An 18594-nucleotide genomic window follows, 5' to 3' on the forward strand; every position below is an offset into this window, starting at 1 on the left:
AGGACGCACCGGGCAGCGCTCGCAAAACCCTGGATCAGATGTGGTAGATGTCGATGACCTGGCGCACGTAGTCGTTCTTCAGCACCACTTTCTTGGCCTTGATCAGCGGCTGCTCGCCGCGCAGGTCGAGGGTGTAGAAGCTGGTGCCGAAGTAACTGTCGGTGGTCTTGTAGCGGAAGCTCAGGGTGTGCCAGTTGAAGCGCACCTGGCAGCTGCCCTCGCCCTGCTCGACGATCTCGATGTTGCTGATGTTGTGCGAGGTGCGGGTGTCGGGCACGGTCGCACTGGAGCGCTCGGTCTTGATGCGGAACACCCGGTCTTCCAGGCCGCCACGGTTGCCGTACCAGATCAGCGAGATTTCGCTTTGTGGGTCTTCGGTAAGGGTGTCGTCATCGTCCCAGCTCGGCATCCAGAAGCTGGCATCGCTGGCGTACAGCTCCAGCCACTGGTCCCACTGGGCATCGTCCAGGTAGCGCGCTTCGCGGTAGAGGAAGTCGCGCACGGTTTCATAAAGGCTCATTGCACGGCCTCCACGGGGATCAGTTGCTGTTCGTCCTTCAGGGCCTGGATCATGGTGTCCTGCCAATACTTGTGCTGCAGCACGAACAGGCCTTCGTCCTCGGTGCGTACGCCCGACAGCAGCGGCTTGAGTTCGATCTCCCTGGCCGCCTCGTCGGCGCCTTCCACCCAGTGCGCAGCGCCGCGGGACATGTCGTTCCAGCCGGTGCCGCCGCCGTAGCCGGTCTGGCACGAGCGGAACTCCTCCAGGTCATCCGGGGTGGCCATGCCGCTGACGTTGAAGAAGTCTTCGTACTGGCGAATGCGCTTGGCGCGGGCATCGGCGCTCTCGCCTTTCGGTGCGATGCAGTAGATGGTGATTTCGGTCTTGTTCACCGAAATCGGCCGGGCGATGCGGATCTGCGAGCTGAACTGGTCCATCAGGTACACGTTCGGGTACAGGCACAGGTTGCGCGAGTTCTCGATCATCCAGTCGGCACGGGCCTGGCCGAAGTCGGCGGCCAGCTGGTCACGGCGCTCGTAGGCCGGGCGGTCCTCGGGGTTGGCCCAGCGGGTCCACAACAGCAGGTGGCCGTGGTCGAAGGAGTAGAAGCCACCGCCCTGCTTGGCCCAGGCGCCGGCGCTCATGGTCTTGATCTCTTCACCCGCCTCGCGCTGCTTGCGCTGGTTCTGGGTGGCGGCGTAGTTCCAGTGCACGGAACTGACGTGGTAGCCGTCGGCGCCGTTCTCGGCAGTGAGCTTCCAGTTGCCTTCGTAGATGTACGAGCTGGCACCGCGCAGCACTTCCAGGCCTTCCGGCGACTGGTCGACGATCATGTCGATGATCTTGGCCGATTCGCCCAGGTGCTCGACCAGCGGCTTGACGTCGGCATTCAGGCTGCCGAACAGGAAGCCCCGGTACGACTCGAAGCGCGCCACCTTGGTCAGGTCGTGGGAGCCGTCGCAGTTGAAGCTGTCGGGGTAGCCGGCGTTGCTTGGATCCTTGACCTTGAGCAGCTTGCCGCTGTTGTTGAAGGTCCAACCGTGGAACGGGCAGGTGTAGCTGGAACGGTTGCCACGCTTGTGCCGGCACAGCATGGCGCCGCGGTGGCTGCAGGCGTTGAGGAAGGCATTGAGCTCACCGTCCTTGTTGCGCGCGATGAAAATCGGCTGGCGCCCCATGGTCAGGGTGAGGAAGTCGTTTTTCTCGGGGATCTGGCTTTCGTGGGCCAGGTAGATCCAGTTGCCCTCGAAGATGTGTTTCATCTCCAGGTCGAACAGGCGTGGGTCGGTGAACATCTCGCGCTTGCAGCGGTAGATGCCCTTTTCACGGTCGTCCTCGAGCAAGGCATTGAGGTAGTCGAATCCCAGGGACATGGCCAGGGTCTCCCTTGTTATTGTTTAGACCTGGTCAGGTTAGGGATTGGTATTGGGCGGGAATATCCGGTTTGTGCGCGGTGCTATCCGTTTTGTGCAGGCTGGTGTTTCTGCGGGGCACTGTGGGAGCGGGTTTACCCGCGAAGAGGCCGGTGCGGCTCAGCGCCGATTACGCAAGGTTTCCGAGGGCAACTCGCCAAACTGCTGCCGATACACCTCGGAAAACCGCCCTAGGTGCATGAAGCCATAATCCATGGCCAGTTCGGTCACGCTGCGTACCGCGCAACTGGCATCACCCAGGCAGGCATGTACCTGCTCCAGCTTGCGCTGGCGCACATACTGCTTGGGCGTGGTCTGCAGATGCCGGTCGAACAATGCATACAACGAGCGCAGGCTCATGCACGCCTGCTCCGCCAGTGCTTCAGCTGTCAGTTCAAGCTTCAGGTTGCGGTCGATGTGGTCGATGATCCGTTCAAGGCTTGCACCCGGCGAACCCAGGCTTTCGCGGCGGATATTGGTGCTCATCAAGGTCAGCAGCTTGCTGGCGACGATCTGGCTGTAGTGGCCCTGCACCCTGGGCAGCGAATCGCTCACCTCTGCCTCCTGGCAGACCATGGCCAACAGGTTGACGAACCCGTCCAGTTCGTTCAGCCGGTAATGGTTGCGCAAGAACCGCACCCCGCCATCGGGGCGGTGCCAGCGCTGTTCGTCGCAGATCGAGTCCAGTAGCCGGGTCGGCACCTTGAGGATGAATTTTTCGCAGTCTTCCGAGTAGGTCAGGTCAACCGGGTCGTCGGGATTGATCAGCAGCAGCTCGCCCGGCACCAGGTGATGCTCGCGCTTGTGCCCGCGCCACAGGCAGTTGCCGTTGAGCAGCACCTGCAGGTGGTAGATGGTCTCCAGTGCCGGCGAGGTAACGCGCACGCTGCCGCCGTAGCTGATGCGGCACAGGTCGAGTTCGGCGAACTTGCGGTGGCTGAGGCTGGCTTGCGGATGAGTGGTGCGGGACAGACCGATGCAATGCTGGCCTACGTGCTGGTTGACATAATCGGACACAGCATAAGGGTCGGCGTGATGAAACACGCTACTGCGCTCGCTCAGCAGGCGGCTTTCCATAGGCAAGGCACTCGGATCGTTATTGTTCTGGTCGCCGCTTCCTACGGCCCGGTGGGGCTGTGGTTGCGGTCGTCACGGTCATTCTATCGAGCCGGTTGCGGGTCGCGGGGGCAGGCGACAACCGGTGGATGGGCACACTTAAGCAAAAAGGCGGGGGTTGGGCAATGCGACCTTGGGAATGGGTGGGCGGATAGCGGACGTTCATGACGGGAGAGATGTTCGGTTATCGAACGGTGTTTTCCTGTGCTGGCCTCTTCGCGGGTGAACCCGCTCCCACAGAGATCACCACTGCCGCAAGACCTGTGCAATACCTGTGGGAGCGGGTTTACCCGCGAAGAGGCCAGCACAGGCAACCGAAAGGTAAATGCACAGCCACATCCTGCCGCCCTGGTAAGTCAGGCTACCTGACATTTCTGACAGTAGCGACATCAGGAAAGCACTTTATAATCATGCTTATTGCATCTGTCATGCTGAGGATATCCCGTGTCACATCAGAACTCCTATATGTGCTATGGTTTTAGATCAACAACCTCAAGTTCGAGAATTGGTTTCAATGGCGAACATCAAGACCAACTTACCGGCTTCTATTTTCTGGGTAACGGCTACCGAGCTTACTGCCCTGATTTTTGCCGCTTCGTCAGCCCTGACAAACTCAGCCCATTCCAGTCAGGCGGCTTGAACAGTTACGCATACGTACTTGGCGACCCCATAAACAATACCGACCCAACAGGTCGTACGGCATTAAAAAAGCTGTATCAGTCAGGTGGAACCAAAGCCGTTGGCCAATACAAATCATACAACTGGTATGTCACTGACGCTGGAGAAGGCAACCCTGTCACGCTGAATGTCATGATGCTAGACCGCAAAGCGCGCCCCAAGCTTACCGAGTTCATTAAAGATGTCAATGAATTAGTCAGCACGACAAAAAAACAACTACCTTTAACGCTTGTGAATTTCCTGGTGGATCGACAGGCAATCAATAAAACCGAACTCGCACAAAACATGCTAAAACAACTCGCCGTCAGACATGAAGTTTCGGTGATCCATTATGCCCCCGCGCCTTCAAATGCTCTGTCTGGCTTGAACGACCAGAGGGTCTTTGGTGACACCACTAACATGCAAGCTGAACTCTACAATCCATTCAGCCAAAGCTCACACATCATCCAGAGCAACAGCGACCTCCGAAAAATGACCGAAGCTCGTAAGCGTTCATAGACAGCAGTATTAATTGCGTACAGCCTCTCAACGATACTGACGGAAGATGTTCGGTTATCGAACGGTGTTTTTCTGTGCCGGCCTCTTCGCGGGTGAACCCGCTCCCACAGAGATCACCACTGCCGCAACACCTGTGCAATAACCGCGAAGAGGCCGGCACAGGCAACCGAAAGTTCAGTGCACAGCCACATCCTGCCGCCCTGCCCACCCTTGGCTCCTTGCCCGGTACTGCCGCGGGGCAATGGCGAACAGCTCACGGAAGCGCCGGTAGAAATGCGGGAAGCTGACAAACCCGCTGGCCACCGCCACTTCGGTCAATGACTTGCTGGTGTGCTGCAGCAACTGCCGTGCATGGGTCAACCGCAGCTCCAGATAGTAACGCGGCGGCGTGGCCTGCACATGCCGGCGGAACAGGCGCTCCAGATGCCGCCTGGACAAGCCGGCATGCTCGGCGATCTCGTCGATGCCGATCGGGTCTTCGATATTGGCGTGCATCAGCTCCAGGGCCAGGCGCACGCCGTTGGGCAGGCTGGGGTCGATTTCCGGCGAGCTGGCAGGTGCATCACTCAGTACCCGCGCCCGGTCGCATGCCAGCATCTGCTCCACGGCGCGGCGCAACGCTACGCCACCGCACTGTTCAAGCAGCGCCAGCATCATGTCCAGCGCGCTACTAGCACCCGCGCAGCTCATGCGCCGGCGATCCAGCACATGGGCCTGGCGGCTGATGCGCACCTTGGGGAACAGCTCGCTCATCATCGCCCGGCCATCGGGGTGGAAGGCGCAATCATGGTCGTTGAGCAAACCGGCTTCGGCCAGGAAGTAGGCACCGTTCCACAAACCGCCCAGCTGGCAGCCGTGCTGGTCGGCCTGACGCAGCCTGGCGCGCAGCAGCGGTGCGGTTTCCAGGCGCACACGGAAGCCGCCGCACACCAGCAGGCAGTCCAGGCCTTGCACCTCCAGGTCGGCCAGCTGGGTATTGACCGGCAGGGCGATGCCAAGGTCACTCATCACCTGGGGACCCTCACCCACTACCTGAACCTGGAACAACGGCGTGGCACTCATCAGGTTGGCGGTGACCAGACTGTCCATGGCGGCGGTGAAGGCCATCATCGAGAAGTGCTCGCGCAGGACGAAGGCGACACGCTGGCATGGCATCGACAGCGAAGTGCGGATGGCCGGGTCCAGGTGGGCCAGGTTGGTGTTCTTGAGGATGCTTTCGAAGTGGCTCATGGCTATTAACTCAACAGCGGAAATCGCGTTGCCCCCTTCGCGGGTGAACCCGCTCCTACAGGTATCGCACAGTATTCAGAGCCTGTGCAGTACCTGTGGGAGCGGGTTCACCCGCGAAGGAGCCAATGCTAATGGATCAGATTACTTGCCAGCCTGGGCCGCAGCGTCACGCGATGCCTGCAGCCACTGGTCGAACTGCTGGCGGTGCGCCGCTACCCATTCCTTGGCATGGCGGGTGATGTCGGCAGGCTTCTTCTCGCCCTGCTGCATCTTCAGGTTCTGGTTGCTCTCGTCGTCGGTGCTGATCTGCACCAGCGACAGGAACTTCAGCGCTGCCGGGTTCTCTTCGGCAAAGTCCTTGTTCAGCACGGCCACCACCTTGTCGATGGCAAAGCCGAGGTTTTTGCCGTGGTACATCGTGTCGACATCATTCTTGCCATCCGGCAGGTCGGTCTTCGGCACTTCCAGCCAGACCACGTCCTTGCCCTCGACCAGCACGCTGGCGATCCACTGTGGCACCCAGGTGAAGTAGAAGATCGGCTTGCCTTCCTTGTAACGGGTGATGGTGTCGGCCATCAGCGCGAAGTACGAGCCCTGGTTGACGGTGATGCTCTTGTCCAGGTCGTAGGCTTTCATGTGGTGGGCAATCACCAGCTCGCAACCCCAGCCCGGGTTGCAACCGGTCATGTCGGCCTTGCCGTCACCGTCGGTGTCGAACAGCTTGGCGATCTCTGGCTTTTTGAGGTCGGTGATGTACTTGATGTTGTACTGGTCAGCGGTTTTCTTGTCGATCAGGTAGCCTTGGGCCACGCCCGGCAGAATGTCGCCGGTCTTGACCATCACATCGTCACCACCGGCCTGCTGGTAAAACTGGTTGTGCAGTTTGTCCCACAGGTGCACGGTGAAGTCGGCATCGCCGTTGGCCAGGGCCACCATCATCACGCCGTACTCGGTCTCCTTAGGCTCCTGGACCTTGTAGCCCAGCTCGCGCAGGCCTTCCATGGCCACTTCGCCACGGAAGCGCTCTTCGGCGATGGAGGGGAAGATCGGCGTAACCTTCACGCCCTCCCCCGGTTTTTCGGCCGAGGCGTGCGCGCCCAGCGCGGCTGCCACCAGGGTCAGCGCAGTGGCGCATTTGAGGATGCTGCGGGAGAACTTGGATTCGTGCATCGTCGCTTACCTTCTTCTGATTTTTATCTTCAAGTGCGGCAGATCGAACGTCTCAAAAGCCTTGCAGTGCTCAGGCGGTCTTGCGCCGCCCTTGCGGTTGCGCCACGCCACACAGGCGCATGACCACGCCTACCGGGCCGGTGTGGTACCAGCGCAGGCTCGGGTCGGCGCTGGTGCGGGCGCCCATGGCCTGGGTCAGGCGGTCAAGGAAGATCGCCAGCAGCACCAGCCCTACGCCACCGACCGTGGCCAGGCCCATGTCGAGGCGGCCGATACCGCGCAGGACCATCTGGCCCAGGCCGCCGACGGAAATCATCGAGGCGATCACCACCATCGACAGCGACAGCATCAGGGTCTGGTTGAGGCCGGCCATGATGGTCGAGGTGGCCAGCGGCAGCTGCACGCGGGTCAGCATCTGCCGTGGGGTGCAACCGAAGGCACGGGCGGCCTCGATCTTGTCTTCCGGCACCTGGCGAATGCCCAGGTTGGTCAGGCGCACCAGTGGCGGCAGGGCGAACACGATGGTTACCAGCACGCCGGGCACGTTGCCGATACCGAACAGCATCACCACCGGTACCAGGTAGACGAAGGCCGGCAGGGTCTGCATGGCGTCGAGCAGCGGGCGGATGATGCGCTCCAGGCGGTCGCTGCGGGCACACAGGATGCCCAGCGGTATGCCGATGACCGCGCAGAAGAACACCGAGGTCAGCACCAGCGCCAGGGTGGTCATGGATTCGGCCCATACGCCGATCAGCCCTAGCAAGGTCAGGGTGACGAAGCACAGCACGGCCATGCGCTTGCCGGCCAGCTGCCAGCCCAGCAGCGAGGAGAGGATGATGCCGATGGTGGGTGGGATGCTCTGCAGGGTGAACTCGATGCCATTGAGCACCTGGTCGATCGGCCAGCGGATGGCGCGGAACACCTCGCGGAAGTTGTGCACCAGGAAGTTCAGGGTGGCGGTGACCCAGTCGCCCAAGGGGATGGTGGCCGCCTGGAACGGGTCGAGAATGCTGAATTCGGACATGAGGGTGTACCTCTGGGTATTAGTGGCGGCTCAGGGTCTGCAACAGCTCGTTCTTCGACAGCGTGCCCTTGAAGGCGCCCTGGCGGTCGAGCACCGGTACCGGGTACGGCAGGTCGGCCGCCACTCCGAGCACTTCGTGCAGTGGCGTGTCGGTGTATACCGGGCACTGCTCGTGCAGGCTGTAACGCTCACTGGCGGTAGCGCCGTTGGCGTCGGTGTCGACCACGCCCAGCAACTGCCCGCGGTCATCGACCAGGTAGCCGAACGGCACGCCGGCCTGGAAGCTCGGTGCCTTGCCGTTGACCTTGCACACCACCGCCGGGTCGAACTTGGCCACATCACCGGCCTTGAGCACCCGCGAGCTGTCGAAGCTCTTGAAGAAGGTGCGCACGTAGTCGTTGGCCGGCTGGTTGATCAGCTCCTGCGGGGTGCCGATCTGCACCACGCGGCCACCTTCCATGATCGCGATGCGATGGCCGATGCGGATGGCTTCCTCGATGTCGTGGGAAATGAAGATGATGGTGCGCTGCTGCTCGGCCTGCAGGCGGATCAGCTCGCCCTGCATTTCGCTGCGGATCAGCGGGTCGAGCGCGGAGAACGCCTCGTCCATCAGCAGGATCGCCGGGTCGTTGGCCAGGGCCCGGGCCAGGCCTACACGCTGCTGCATGCCGCCAGACAACTGGTGCGGGTAGCTGTTTTCATGGCCGGCCAGGCCAACCTGGCTCAATGCTTCACGGGCGCGGCTGTGGCGTTCGGCCTCCGCTACGCCGGCAATCTCCAGGCCGAACGCGGTGTTTTCCAGCACGCTCATGTGCGGCATCAGCGCAAAGGACTGGAACACCATGCCCATTTCCTTGCGGCGCACATCCAGCAGGGCTTTGTCGGAGAGCCCGGTGATTTCCTTGCCGTTGAGGTGAATGCTGCCGGAGGTGGGCTCGATCAGGCGGTTGAACAGCCGCACCATGGTCGACTTGCCCGAACCGGACAGGCCCATGATGACGAAGATTTCGCCACGCTTGACGGAAAAGCTTGCATCGAACACGCCGACGACGTGGCCGGTCTTGCTGAAGATTTCGTTCTTGTCGGCCCCCTTGCGGAGCATCTCCATGGCCATGTTCGGGTTGGGACCGAACACTTTGAAGATGTTTTTTACCGAAAGAATCTCATCGGCATGGCTCATACGACCCTCTTTATTATGCTTATTAACCAATCTTTCAACATCGCACTTTCAATAAGGCGGGTAGAGATCAGTGCGAGTACGCTTGGCAGTCCGTTCAAATTCGAACGTGAGTCAAAACCGGCACGCAGAATGTCCTGCTTCAAAGTTGTCCGACTATCGATGTCTCGAATGTCGCGCCGTGGGTTCAACGTTAGGCCTTGAGCCAGAGCGGGTCCAACGACATTTGTTTCACGCAAACCATTACCTGAAGTTATCAATCAGGGCCTGAGCCCCGAGCCACAGCCTGGCGCAGTGCGCTTGAATGCAGGCGCAGCCTTGTGCAGCGAAGAGACCGGCTCATACACTTGAGCCATGGGTGCCTGCAGGGGCCCTTTCGCAGCACAAGGCTGCTCCTACAAAGGACTGCACCCCACCGACATGGTCAGACACTCCGAACCCGATCAGACGCTGATCAAGATGCCCTCGCTGCGTGCGGTCAAAGTCTTCGTCGCCGCCGCCAAGTACCAGAACTTCACACGCGCCGCCGAGGCGCTGTGCGTGACCCAGGCAGCGGTCAGCCGGCAAATCCGCGAACTGGAAACCTACCTGGGCGCCGAGTTGTTCACCCGCGTGGGCCGTGCGGTGGAGCTGACGGTGGCCGGTTCGATCTTCTTCGATGCGGTGCAGTTGTCGTTCGTCAACATTTCCCAGGCTGCCGAGCGCATTCGCAGCAACACCAACAGCAAGCAGGTGGTCACCCTGTGCTGTTCGCCGGCCTTCGCCGCCTTGTGGATGGGGCCGCGGATGCCGAGGTTCTTCGATGAGAACCCGGACATCGACATCAACCTGGTGACCACGCAGAACTTCCTGGCCATGGAGCCCGGGGTTCGCCCGGACATCTACATCACCAAACTGGGCAAGGTGCAGGCGGGCTACAGCTCGCACCAGCTCAACCACGACGTGATCTACCCGGTGTGCACACCGCTGTACCTGGCGCAGCACCCGGAGGTGCGTACCCTGCAGGGGCTACGCGATGGCACGTTGTTGAACCTCAGCCCTTATGGCCGCTCGCAGGTGGCCGAGCACGTGGACTGGAACGTCTGGTTGGCGTTCCATGACATCGACCTGAAAAGCCGCGCCAACACCGGCCCGCACTTCTTCAATGCCAACGATTACAACCTGCTGGTGCAGCTGGCCCTGGGTGGCCAGGGCGTGGCGCTGGGCTGGCACCACCTGGTAGAGCCGCTGGTGGCCCAAGGGCTGCTGGCAAGGCCGGTGGAAGAGGAACTGGTGCTCAAGGATACCTTCCACTTCCTGGCGTTCAACGAAGACAAGGACCATGACTCCAGTTGCTGCCGCTTGCGGGACTGGTTGCTGGCGGAGTTTCAGCCGTTGCTGGAGTCGTTGCGTACCCGCTGAATGTCGGTTGCCTGTGCTGGCCCCTTCGCGGGCACGCCCGCTCCCACAGGTACTTCATCGCCCTTCAGGTTGGTGATATCCCTGTGGGAGCGGGCATGCCCGCGAAGAGGCCGGTACAGGCACCCCGGAACCGCCCACTTCACTGCACCGGCAGGAAGTTCATCAACAACAGGCTTTGCGCATAATTCAAGCCAATCCGCCTGTACCGCTCATCCAGCAACTCCGCCAGCAAATCCAGCCGTGCCACGATCTTGCCGAACTCAACGGCAAAACTCAGGTTGCTGCCCTCTTCCGAGATTTCGTTGGAGAACAACAGCAGCACGCCATTGGCATCCTGCCGCTGGCTCAGCATCCAGGTGGCCTTCTCGATATTGCGCGCCGCGTTGTTGACGAACAGCGGGTCGATGGTATCGGTCATGTAGAACTCGGTACGCCCGCCGTGCGCGGTGATCAGCATGCTGCCGATGGCGTAGATGAAGGCGCCCACCCGGTCACCGCGAAACTCGGGGCTCAGGGCAAAGCTCAAGGCTGCCAGGTCGCGACGGTTGCCCAGTTGCGGCAAGGGCTGGCGTTGTTCGATGGCGATACGGATCTGCCGCTCGGCAGTGGCCGCGTCCACGTAGCCGGACAGCTTCCACTGGTTGGGGTTGCGCAGATAAAGCTTGTTCATCAGCAGGTACAAGCTCTGCAGGTTGTCGCGCATGGACAGCGTGGCCAGGCGGTCGACGCTGGTCTGGAACAGTTCGCTGGGCTTGCCGTTGCCGAGCTGGTTGACCATGTCGCGACCCTGCTGCTGGGTGCAGGCGCACAGGCACGTGAGGGTGCCTGCCAATAGCAGGCGGAGGAAGAATTTTGGCTTGCTTGCAACCATCGGCACCGGGTCGATATTCGGCGGCCGCACCGGGGATCAGTGTGGCCTGGCCAAGCATAGAGCCCGGAAATTGGAAAAAGTGCGGTGATCGGGGGTTTTGCATACCTGTGCCGGCCTCTTCGCGGGTAAACCCGCTCCCACAAGATCACCACATATCTTGAAAACTGCGCAGTACCTGTGGGAGCGGGTTTACCCGCGAAGAGGCCGGCACAAGCAACACATGAATCACATGGCGTGACGCAACATCTCCACCACCTGTGCATGCAGCGCCGGGTCACCACAGGCCACCACGCACCCGCCATTCTGCGCGCTGCTGCCATCCCACGCCGTGATCACCCCGCCCGCCCCTTCGATGATCGGCATCAGCGCCTGCACGTCATACGGCTGCAGGCTCGCCTCGACGATCACATCGACAAACCCGGAAGCCAGCATGCAGTAGGCATAGCAATCGCCACCGTAGCGCATCAGGCGCGCCTTGCCGGCAACGGCTTCGAATGCAGCCTTGCGCGCGGCGGTATCGAACATGTCCGGCGTGGTGCACATCAGCGTGGCCGAGGCCAGGTCGGCACAGGCGCGGGTCTGCAACGGCGTACCGCTGCGCCAGGCGCCTTCCGGTGTGCCGACAAAGCGTTCGCCGGTGAACGGCTGGTTCATCACCCCTACAACCGGGCGCGTGCCGTCGTTCAGGGCAATCAGCGTGCCCCACAGCGGCAGGCCGGTGATGAAGGCGCGCGTACCGTCGATCGGGTCGAGCACCCAGGTCAGCGGGCTGCTGCCGACTGCCACGCCGGCCTCTTCACCGAGGATGCCGTGGTCGGGATAGCGGGCCTGGATCAGCTCGCGCATGGCGTCCTCGGCTGCCTTGTCGGCCACGGTCACCGGGTCGTACAGGCGCCCACCCTTGTCCTCGACGTCCAGGCTGGCGCGAAAGTATGGCTTGATCGCCACGGCAGCAGCATCGGCCAGCTGCTCGGCGAAGGCGCGGAATTCACCGATCTGTTCAGCACTCAGGGACATGGGGCGGGCCTCGTGAAAATGATGGGGCCCGCATCATACCCGACACACCGTGCCGCGCCAGCCTCCGTCGGCTGCTCATGCGGCCCTGCGCGGTCTAGACTGAATAAGACCAGACACCGGGGGGCTGCCACACGTGGAGGTGTGAGATGAGCCAGTTCAAGCGTCTGTTCGTCATGCTCGGCCCGCAGATGCGCCACACGCCGGCGCTGCAACGCGCTGCGGCGCTGGCGGAATCCAGCGGTGTGTTGCTGGATATCAACGTGTTCGTCGACGATGTCGACACCTTCGGTTTGATGAGCGATAGCCGCGAGCGTGAACGGCTGCTCAGCGACAACCGCCAATGGCTGGCGGACGAAGCCGAACAACTGGCCAACGCCGGCCTGGATGTGTCTACCGAACTGCTGCTGACCCGCGACCCGCTGGGCAGCGTGCTGGAGCGGGTGGAACGGCTGGGTTGCGACCTGTTGATCAAGGACGTGCAGCACGAACCGGTGCTCAAGCGCCTGCTGGTAACGCCACTGGACTGGCAGTTGCTCAAGGACAGCCCGGTCGCCGTGCACCTGGTCAGCGATATCCGCCTGCCGCTGCCCCGGCAGATTGCCGCCGCGGTGGACCTGAACAGCCATGGCGCCGGCGAGCACCTGGATGAGCAGGTGATCCATTGCGCCCATGCCCTGGCCCTGCAGTGCAATGCCGAACTGCACCTGCTGCATGTGTGCGACGCGGCCAAGACCCACATTGCCGACTTCGGCGCCGGCACGGTGACCATGCCTGGCTTCGATGTCAGCGTGCGCACCGCGCAGCGGGCGGCGTTCAACCGGCTGGGCGACCACCACCAGATCCCGCTGGAGCGCAGGCACTTCCTGGAAGGGGCCGCGATCAAGGTGATTGCCCAGTTCGTCGGGCACAGCCGGGCGGATGTGATCGTGATGGGCAGCCACCGGCATGACGCCATGCAGACGTTCCTGGGCGGGACCACGGCGCATGTGCTGGAGCATCCGCTGTGCAATGTGCTGGCGATCAAGGCGGTTCGGTGAGTGCTGGTATACCTGCACCGGCCTCTTCGCGGGTGAACCCGCTCCCACAGGAATTCCACTGACCTCAGGCTTGGTGAACCCCCTGTGGGAGCGGGTTTACCCGCGAAGAAGCCAACACAGATTCCACCCTTGGTATCTGGTACACCAGTGCCACACAAAAAGAATGCATTTGATAATGATTCGTAGTAGTTTCTCGGCGCTTGCCCACCCTACCCTCAGCGCCCTACTCCAGGATCGTACCGTCGATGCGTCGCACGTTCGTTTCGCTTTGTGTGCTTCATGCTGTCTCCCCGCTGGCCTTTGCCGAGCCTGAACCGCTCGGCGAACCCGCCCAGATCGAACTCCAGGCCCTGAACATCACCAGCAGCGCCGACAGCGAACGTGCCGATGGCCCGGTCGAGGGCTACAAGGCTACCCGCTCGGCCAGCGCCACCCGCACCGACACCGCCCTGCACGAAACCCCGCAATCGGTCAGCGTGGTGCCCAAGGATGTACTGGAAGATACCGGCGCCACGCGCCTGCAGGATGGCCTGGACTACGCCGGCGGTGTCGGCCGCGCCAACAACTTCGGCGGCCAGGGCCTGACCACCTTCACCGTGCGTGGCTTCACCACCGGGGAGTTCTACCGCAACGGTTTCCCGATCAACCGCGGCTACCCCAACGCCCCCGACGCCAACACCGTCGAGCGCCTGGAAGTGATCCGTGGCCCGGCCAGCAGCCTGTACGGCCGTGGCGACCCCGGCGGCACCTTCAACGTGGTCAGCAAGCAGCCGCTGCCAGAGTCGAAAGTTACCCTGGGCAGCCAGTTCGATGACCAGGGCATGCACCGTGCGACCCTGGACGCCACCGGGTCGCTGAACCAGGACGGCTCGCTGGCCTACCGCCTGAACCTGCTGGGCGAAGGCGGCGAAAGCTTCCGTGACGATGTGGAAAGCGAGCGCTATGACGTGGCGCCTGTGGTCAGCTGGCAGGTCAACGACAGCACGAAGATCGTCTTCGAGGGCGATTTCATGCGCAACAACCACCCGCTGGACCGTGGCCTGACCCGCTACGCCACCCAGACTGGCAGCGCCTCGCGCGATACCTACATCTGGGAAAAAGGCAGCGACAACCTACTGCACAACGACAACAACATGGCCCAGTTGCGTTTCGAGCACCTGCTCAACGACAACTGGACGCTGGGTGGAGGCTTCCAATACCTTGACGGTTCACTCAAAGGCAATGCTGTAGAGGCCACCAGTGCCCCCGCAGATGGCCGCACCCTGCAGCGCAACTTCAATTACCGCAAGCTGGAGTGGACCGACCGCGACTGGCAGCTGAACCTCACCGGGCATTTCGATACAGGCGCGTTCAGCCACACCCTGCTGACCGGCGTCGAGTACGAGAACTATCACTACAGTTCGATCATTCGACGTTCCACCGCGCCCTACACGATCGATATCTACAACCCGGTACTAGGCCAGCCGAGGCCGGAGCTGGCAGCGGTACCAACCACCTGGGACAGCGAGAAGCTCGAGACCTGGGCGTATTTCATCCAGGACCAGGTGGCTCTGACTGAGCGCTTGAAGGCACTTGCAGGTGTTCGCTTCGAGCGTTTCGAGCATGACTACGACGACAAGCGGCCCGCAAACCGCGACTTCAGCAAGGGCGAAAACGGCGTCACCCCACGCTTCGGCCTGATCTACGACCTGACCGATACGGTTGCCGTCTATGCCAATACCGCCCGTTCATTTAAGCCCAACAGCGGCGCCAGCCTGCAAGGTTCGGGCTTCGACCCGGAGAAAGGCAAGTCGTATGAGCTGGGTGTGAAATGGGAAGCGCCGGACCGTCAACTGAGCGTTGACGCGGCGATCTACCACATCGTCAAGGAAAATGTGCTGACACGCGACCCGGCGGACCCCAACTACAACCTTGCCGCTGGCGAAGTACGTAGCCGTGGCCTGGATATCAACGTTGCCGGAAACCTGACACCGGAGTGGCGTGTGATCGGTGGTTATGCCTACGTTGACGCTGAAGTGACCAAGGACAACCGCCTGCCCTCTGGCACCCGGCTGGCGAACATTCCAAGGAACAGCTTCAGCCTGCTCAACACCTACGAATTTCAGGACGGATTGGCTAAAGGCCTTGGTCTGGGGGTTGGGGTGAAGTACGTCGATGACCGCAATGGCCAAACCGAGGCAGTGACTTACAACATGGACCAGTACACCGTTGTCGACCTGCTGGCCTTTTACAAGGTCAACGAAAACATTCGCCTCAACCTGGACCTGAAGAACCTGTTCAACAAGGAATACGACGAGGGAGCATTCAACTTCTACGCCTACCCAGGAGCGCCGCGGACGGTGCAAGCTGGGGTTTCGTATACCTTCTGACCGTTCCTGGGGCTGCTTTGCAGCCCATCGCGACACAAGGCCGCTCCTACAAGGAAACCGCGATCTCCTGTAGGAGCGGCCTTGTGTCGCGATGGGCCGCAAAGCGGCCCCCGGCCTCAGAACCCTTTGCTGTAGAACAGCGAGTACGACTCGATGCCGTCGTTAGGCTGCTTGAGCCCCGCGTTGGAGTAATGCATCGCGCGGATCCCCACCTTCTGCTCCCCCGGCAGTTTCAGGCCGAAGCCGATGCGGTCTTCGAAGTTGACCGACGAGCCCAGACGCTGGTCGCCCACGTCGGTCTTGGAAAACGCCGCCAGGCCAATGCCGGCCTCAATGTACGGGGTATAGGTGAAACCGCTGAACTCGTAGGTGAACACCGGGCTGAACGAAAGCGAGTGCGCGCCACTGGCCTCACCGCCTTCCCAATAGGTGTAGGCCGCATCCCAGTACCCGGTCAGATGACCGGTGCTGCTTTCCAGCCATTTCTTGTCCCAGTCGAACGACAGGCCGATACGGTAGGTCATGTCACCTTGGCCAGTGGCGCCAACGGCACCGCTCACCTGCGCTGCCTGGGCCAGATTCGCCCCGGCAAAGGCCAGCACTGCAGCAGCCAGCGAAGCTGCTAGACGGGTTTTCATCAATGACTTCTCCTGATGGTCTATACGGCAAGCGGGGGCTTGGGCCCCTCGATCTTATCTGGCGACCGGATGCATCCAGACCGGTCACACGAAGTAATACTTTTCTGATTATCGACCAGATAAACACAAAGTTGAAAGTGAATTGCCACCATTGGCTAATACCCTGCGCCAGCATCTGCCATGCCGAACAGCAGCGGTCAGTCGTATTCCGCCTCTTCGTGTTCGCCCAGCAGGCGCCTTTGCCTGGGGGTGGCTTCCTCCAGCACCTGCGGGTTGAAACGCCAGTTCAGGTACGGCGAAAACTTCTGCGCGACCATGCGCCGGCCATAGTGCACTTGCAGCATGTCGCGCTCGCGTGACTGGGTGCAGTTGGCCCCGCCGCTGTGCCAGACATCGCTGCGAAACACCAGCGCGTCCCCTGCCTTGCACAGCACCGGCTGGGCCTCACGGCCCTGCCAGTGTTGCTCGCCAGCCTGTGGTGGCCGCGCCGCGCGGTGGCTGCCGGGCACAATCCAGGTCGGCCCGATGTGATGGTCGATATCGCTGAGGTACAGCTGCGCAGTCAGGATCTGCGGGGGCTGGGTGAAATCGCCGCGCTCGCTGAGCCAGTCGGGCAACTGCATGGGCAGATGGTCCAGGTGCAGGGCCACGCCGGGGTAGCCCGGGTGGCTGCGCCAGGCGGTCTGGCCGATCACATGGCAGTCGGCGCCCAGTGCCGCTTCGGCCAGGGCGATCAGCGGCGGCAGGTCGAGAAAGGGCAACCACAACGGGTTGCGGTTGAACACGCACTTGTAGTGTTCCAGCAGCCCCTGGTAATCCCAGTGGATGGGCTGCAGGTCATCGATGGCGCAGCGCAACAAGGCGATACGCAAGGGTTCGAGCACACCGGGGAGCAACACATAGCCCCGCTCGTCCAACATCTCCAGCTGAAGGTCCAGGCTCATGGCGATGCGCTCCTTTCAGGCAGGAGCACATCCGTACTCCTGCCCGCTTTTCCATCAACGCCAGTTCAGGTTCACGGTCGCGGGGGTCTTGCCATTCACGGTCACCAATTGCTGCACCGTCTCACCCTGGGCGTTGCCAGTCACTTTGTATTTGCCGGGAGGCAACTGCACATACAGCAGCGGCCCGGCATCCGTAAGGCTGAGCACGGGCTGGCCCTGTGCATTCTGGATGTCGACGGTGGCACCGCTCTGGAACTTGCCTTCCGGGCCGGTGGAGAGTTCCACATGCAGGTCATAGCCCGGGGTCTTGCGCAGGGCGTTGGCTTCGTCCTGGCCGATGCCGCCTTGCAGGTAGCGGACGCCGTTCTGCTCCTGCTGTTGCAGTTGCACGGCCTGCATGTCGATGGGGGCATTGAGGTCTGCGGCGGCCGCCAGGGTCCATGGCAGCGCCAGGGTGATCAGCAGTGCCGCGCCGAGGGCATAGTGATGGTTACGCATGGTACGACCCTCCTTTCGAGGATGGCTTACCTATTATCTGATCCTTCGGGCGTAACGGCGTTCGTGCTGATGCATGGTCGTCTGGATGAAATTCGCATCAATGGTGTGAATATTGTGCTGGAACATCAGGTTGCGCGCCCTTCCTCAAGCAGTTTCACGAACATGCTCAAACTGCGCGATACCGTGCCCCGTCGCCACACCAGCCAGGTTTTCAGGTAACGGAAATCCTCCGACATCGGCCAGGCACTGACGGTGCTGCAACCGGGCATGTTGTCGAGCATGCTGCGCGGCATCATGGCCAGGCCGGCGCCGGCGCTGACGCAGGCCAGCATGCCGTGGTACGACTCCATTTCGTGGATCTTGCCCGGCACCGCCTGGTCCTGCACGAACCAGTTCTCGAAGTGGTGGCGGTACGAACAGTTGGCGCGGAAGGCGTAGATGCTTTCGCCGTTGACGTCCTGGGCGCGGGTTACCGGGGCGTGGTTGAGCGGCGCGATGACCATCATTTCTTCCTCGAACACCGGCATGCCTTCCAGCGTCGGGTGCAGCACCGGCCCGTCGACGAACGCCGCCACCAGGCGGCCAGACAACACGCCTTCGAGCATGGTCCCGGAAGGCCCGGTGGACAGGTCCAGGTCGACCTTGGGGTAGCGCTGGTTGTAGGCCGCCAGCAAGGCCGGGATGCGCACCGCGGCCGTGCTTTCCAGCGACCCCAGGGCGAAGGTGCCTTGCGGGTCTTCACCGGCCACGGTCAGCCGCGCCTCGTGCACCAGGTCGAGGATGCGCCGGGTGTATTCGAGGAAGTTCCAGCCTGCGGGGGACAGGCGCAGGCGGCTCTTCTCGCGGATGAACAGCTCCACGCCCAGGTCCTCCTCCAGTTGCTTGATACGCGTGGTCAGGTTCGACGGCACCCGATGGATATGCTGCGCGGCGGCACTGATGCTGCCCTGCTCTGCCACGGCCTTGAAGATCTCCAGTTGCACCAGGTCCACAGCCTTTCTCCAAACGTGAA

17 protein-coding genes are annotated in these 18594 nt (G+C 61.8%); 4 read left to right on the forward strand and 13 right to left on the reverse strand.

Annotated elements, in window-relative coordinates; all coding sequences use genetic code 11:
* Window positions 1-34 precede the first annotated feature (34 nt).
* The 3 genes from benB to ACGLHT_RS17725 all read right to left on the reverse strand — a co-directional run bounded on the left by benB (window position 35) and on the right by ACGLHT_RS17725 (window position 2991).
* Entirely contained in the window at window positions 35-520 is a 486-nt protein-coding gene (gene benB, locus ACGLHT_RS17715) for a benzoate 1,2-dioxygenase small subunit (protein WP_004374327.1), read from the reverse strand.
* A complete protein-coding gene (gene benA, locus ACGLHT_RS17720; RefSeq protein WP_046614216.1) occupies window positions 517-1875 on the reverse strand; it encodes a benzoate 1,2-dioxygenase large subunit in 1359 nt (452 codons plus the stop codon). The genes benB and benA overlap by 4 nt, the downstream gene beginning before the upstream one ends.
* Window positions 1876-2034: 159 nt before the next feature.
* On the reverse strand, window positions 2035-2991 hold the full coding sequence (locus ACGLHT_RS17725; protein ID WP_274120537.1) for an AraC family transcriptional regulator: 957 nt from the start codon (window positions 2989-2991) through the stop codon (window positions 2035-2037).
* A gap of 483 nt (window positions 2992-3474) precedes the next feature.
* On the opposite strand from ACGLHT_RS17725, the gene ACGLHT_RS17730 reads away from it, so the two are divergent.
* Window positions 3475-4206 carry an RHS repeat-associated core domain-containing protein gene (locus ACGLHT_RS17730; protein ID WP_249352834.1) on the forward strand — a complete coding sequence of 244 codons (732 nt, stop codon included), beginning with the start codon at window positions 3475-3477 and terminating at the stop codon, window positions 4204-4206.
* Window positions 4207-4380: 174 nt separating this feature from the next.
* On the opposite strand, the gene ACGLHT_RS17735 is transcribed toward ACGLHT_RS17730, so the two are convergent.
* From ACGLHT_RS17735 to ACGLHT_RS17750, 4 genes are all read right to left on the reverse strand, one after another.
* The gene (locus ACGLHT_RS17735) at window positions 4381-5436 is read right to left on the reverse strand and encodes a GlxA family transcriptional regulator (protein ID WP_274120536.1); all 1056 of its coding nucleotides are present in this window, start codon (window positions 5434-5436) and stop codon (window positions 4381-4383) included.
* 141 nt (window positions 5437-5577) lie between these two features.
* Window positions 5578-6606: a glycine betaine/L-proline ABC transporter substrate-binding protein ProX gene (proX, locus tag ACGLHT_RS17740; RefSeq protein WP_075045175.1), complete on the reverse strand. Its 1029-nt coding sequence runs from the start codon at window positions 6604-6606 to the stop codon at window positions 5578-5580.
* A 70-nt stretch (window positions 6607-6676) separates the two neighbouring features.
* Window positions 6677-7630: a glycine betaine/L-proline ABC transporter permease ProW gene (proW, locus tag ACGLHT_RS17745; protein ID WP_025339034.1), complete on the reverse strand. Its 954-nt coding sequence runs from the start codon at window positions 7628-7630 to the stop codon at window positions 6677-6679.
* Between the two features lie 19 nt (window positions 7631-7649).
* A complete protein-coding gene (locus ACGLHT_RS17750; RefSeq protein ID WP_025339033.1) occupies window positions 7650-8810 on the reverse strand; it encodes a glycine betaine/L-proline ABC transporter ATP-binding protein in 1161 nt (386 codons plus the stop codon).
* 417 nt (window positions 8811-9227) lie between these two features.
* Here ACGLHT_RS17750 and ACGLHT_RS17755 point away from each other — a divergent pair, with 417 nt between their 5' ends.
* Complete coding sequence (locus ACGLHT_RS17755) at window positions 9228-10208, forward strand: LysR family transcriptional regulator (protein WP_025339032.1); 981 nt, start codon at window positions 9228-9230, stop codon at window positions 10206-10208.
* A gap of 139 nt (window positions 10209-10347) precedes the next feature.
* On the opposite strand, the gene ACGLHT_RS17760 is transcribed toward ACGLHT_RS17755, so the two are convergent.
* Complete coding sequence (locus ACGLHT_RS17760) at window positions 10348-11079, reverse strand: hypothetical protein (RefSeq protein WP_137163872.1); 732 nt, start codon at window positions 11077-11079, stop codon at window positions 10348-10350.
* 225 nt (window positions 11080-11304) lie between these two features.
* Complete coding sequence (gene hisN / locus ACGLHT_RS17765) at window positions 11305-12096, reverse strand: histidinol-phosphatase (protein ID WP_085693207.1); 792 nt, start codon at window positions 12094-12096, stop codon at window positions 11305-11307.
* A gap of 146 nt (window positions 12097-12242) precedes the next feature.
* Here hisN and ACGLHT_RS17770 point away from each other — a divergent pair, with 146 nt between their 5' ends.
* Both ACGLHT_RS17770 and ACGLHT_RS17775 read left to right on the forward strand, forming a co-directional pair.
* Window positions 12243-13133: a universal stress protein gene (locus ACGLHT_RS17770; protein ID WP_274120535.1), complete on the forward strand. Its 891-nt coding sequence runs from the start codon at window positions 12243-12245 to the stop codon at window positions 13131-13133.
* Between the two features lie 245 nt (window positions 13134-13378).
* Window positions 13379-15502 (forward strand): TonB-dependent siderophore receptor, encoded by a 2124-nt coding sequence (locus ACGLHT_RS17775; protein WP_274120534.1) that lies wholly within the window; start codon window positions 13379-13381, stop codon window positions 15500-15502.
* Between the two features lie 116 nt (window positions 15503-15618).
* Here ACGLHT_RS17775 and ACGLHT_RS17780 read toward each other — a convergent pair whose 3' ends face one another.
* The 4 genes from ACGLHT_RS17780 to ACGLHT_RS17795 all read right to left on the reverse strand — a co-directional run bounded on the left by ACGLHT_RS17780 (window position 15619) and on the right by ACGLHT_RS17795 (window position 18574).
* Window positions 15619-16140 (reverse strand): acyloxyacyl hydrolase, encoded by a 522-nt coding sequence (locus tag ACGLHT_RS17780; protein WP_015270391.1) that lies wholly within the window; start codon window positions 16138-16140, stop codon window positions 15619-15621.
* Between the two features lie 197 nt (window positions 16141-16337).
* A complete protein-coding gene (locus ACGLHT_RS17785) occupies window positions 16338-17084 on the reverse strand; it encodes a phytanoyl-CoA dioxygenase family protein (protein WP_025339027.1) in 747 nt (248 codons plus the stop codon).
* A gap of 54 nt (window positions 17085-17138) precedes the next feature.
* The gene (locus ACGLHT_RS17790) at window positions 17139-17582 is read right to left on the reverse strand and encodes a hypothetical protein (protein ID WP_025339026.1); all 444 of its coding nucleotides are present in this window, start codon (window positions 17580-17582) and stop codon (window positions 17139-17141) included.
* A 125-nt stretch (window positions 17583-17707) separates the two neighbouring features.
* Entirely contained in the window at window positions 17708-18574 is an 867-nt protein-coding gene (locus ACGLHT_RS17795) for a LysR substrate-binding domain-containing protein (protein ID WP_013972688.1), read from the reverse strand.
* Window positions 18575-18594 lie beyond the last annotated feature (20 nt).

The organism is Pseudomonas sp. PsB, assembly GCF_043658375.1.
Taxonomy (GTDB): domain Bacteria; phylum Pseudomonadota; class Gammaproteobacteria; order Pseudomonadales; family Pseudomonadaceae; genus Aquipseudomonas; species Aquipseudomonas putida_Z.

Excerpts from the sequence above, each read along its gene's own strand:
- benB (WP_004374327.1), bottom strand. The coding sequence starts at position 520 with ATGAGCCTTTATGAAACCGTGCGCGACTTCCTCTACCGCGAAGCGCGC.
- benA (WP_046614216.1), bottom strand. The coding sequence starts at position 1,875 with ATGTCCCTGGGATTCGACTACCTCAATGCCTTGCTCGAGGACGACCGT.
- ACGLHT_RS17725 (WP_274120537.1), bottom strand. The coding sequence starts at position 2,991 with ATGGAAAGCCGCCTGCTGAGCGAGCGCAGTAGCGTGTTTCATCACGCC.
- ACGLHT_RS17735 (WP_274120536.1), bottom strand. The coding sequence starts at position 5,436 with ATGAGCCACTTCGAAAGCATCCTCAAGAACACCAACCTGGCCCACCTG.
- proX (WP_075045175.1), bottom strand. The coding sequence starts at position 6,606 with ATGCACGAATCCAAGTTCTCCCGCAGCATCCTCAAATGCGCCACTGCG.
- proW (WP_025339034.1), bottom strand. The coding sequence starts at position 7,630 with ATGTCCGAATTCAGCATTCTCGACCCGTTCCAGGCGGCCACCATCCCC.
- ACGLHT_RS17750 (WP_025339033.1), bottom strand. The coding sequence starts at position 8,810 with ATGAGCCATGCCGATGAGATTCTTTCGGTAAAAAACATCTTCAAAGTG.
- ACGLHT_RS17755 (WP_025339032.1), top strand. The coding sequence starts at position 9,228 with ATGGTCAGACACTCCGAACCCGATCAGACGCTGATCAAGATGCCCTCG.
- ACGLHT_RS17760 (WP_137163872.1), bottom strand. The coding sequence starts at position 11,079 with ATGGTTGCAAGCAAGCCAAAATTCTTCCTCCGCCTGCTATTGGCAGGC.
- hisN (WP_085693207.1), bottom strand. The coding sequence starts at position 12,096 with ATGTCCCTGAGTGCTGAACAGATCGGTGAATTCCGCGCCTTCGCCGAG.
- ACGLHT_RS17770 (WP_274120535.1), top strand. The coding sequence starts at position 12,243 with ATGAGCCAGTTCAAGCGTCTGTTCGTCATGCTCGGCCCGCAGATGCGC.
- ACGLHT_RS17775 (WP_274120534.1), top strand. The coding sequence starts at position 13,379 with ATGCGTCGCACGTTCGTTTCGCTTTGTGTGCTTCATGCTGTCTCCCCG.
- ACGLHT_RS17780 (WP_015270391.1), bottom strand. The coding sequence starts at position 16,140 with ATGAAAACCCGTCTAGCAGCTTCGCTGGCTGCTGCAGTGCTGGCCTTT.
- ACGLHT_RS17785 (WP_025339027.1), bottom strand. The coding sequence starts at position 17,084 with ATGAGCCTGGACCTTCAGCTGGAGATGTTGGACGAGCGGGGCTATGTG.
- ACGLHT_RS17790 (WP_025339026.1), bottom strand. The coding sequence starts at position 17,582 with ATGCGTAACCATCACTATGCCCTCGGCGCGGCACTGCTGATCACCCTG.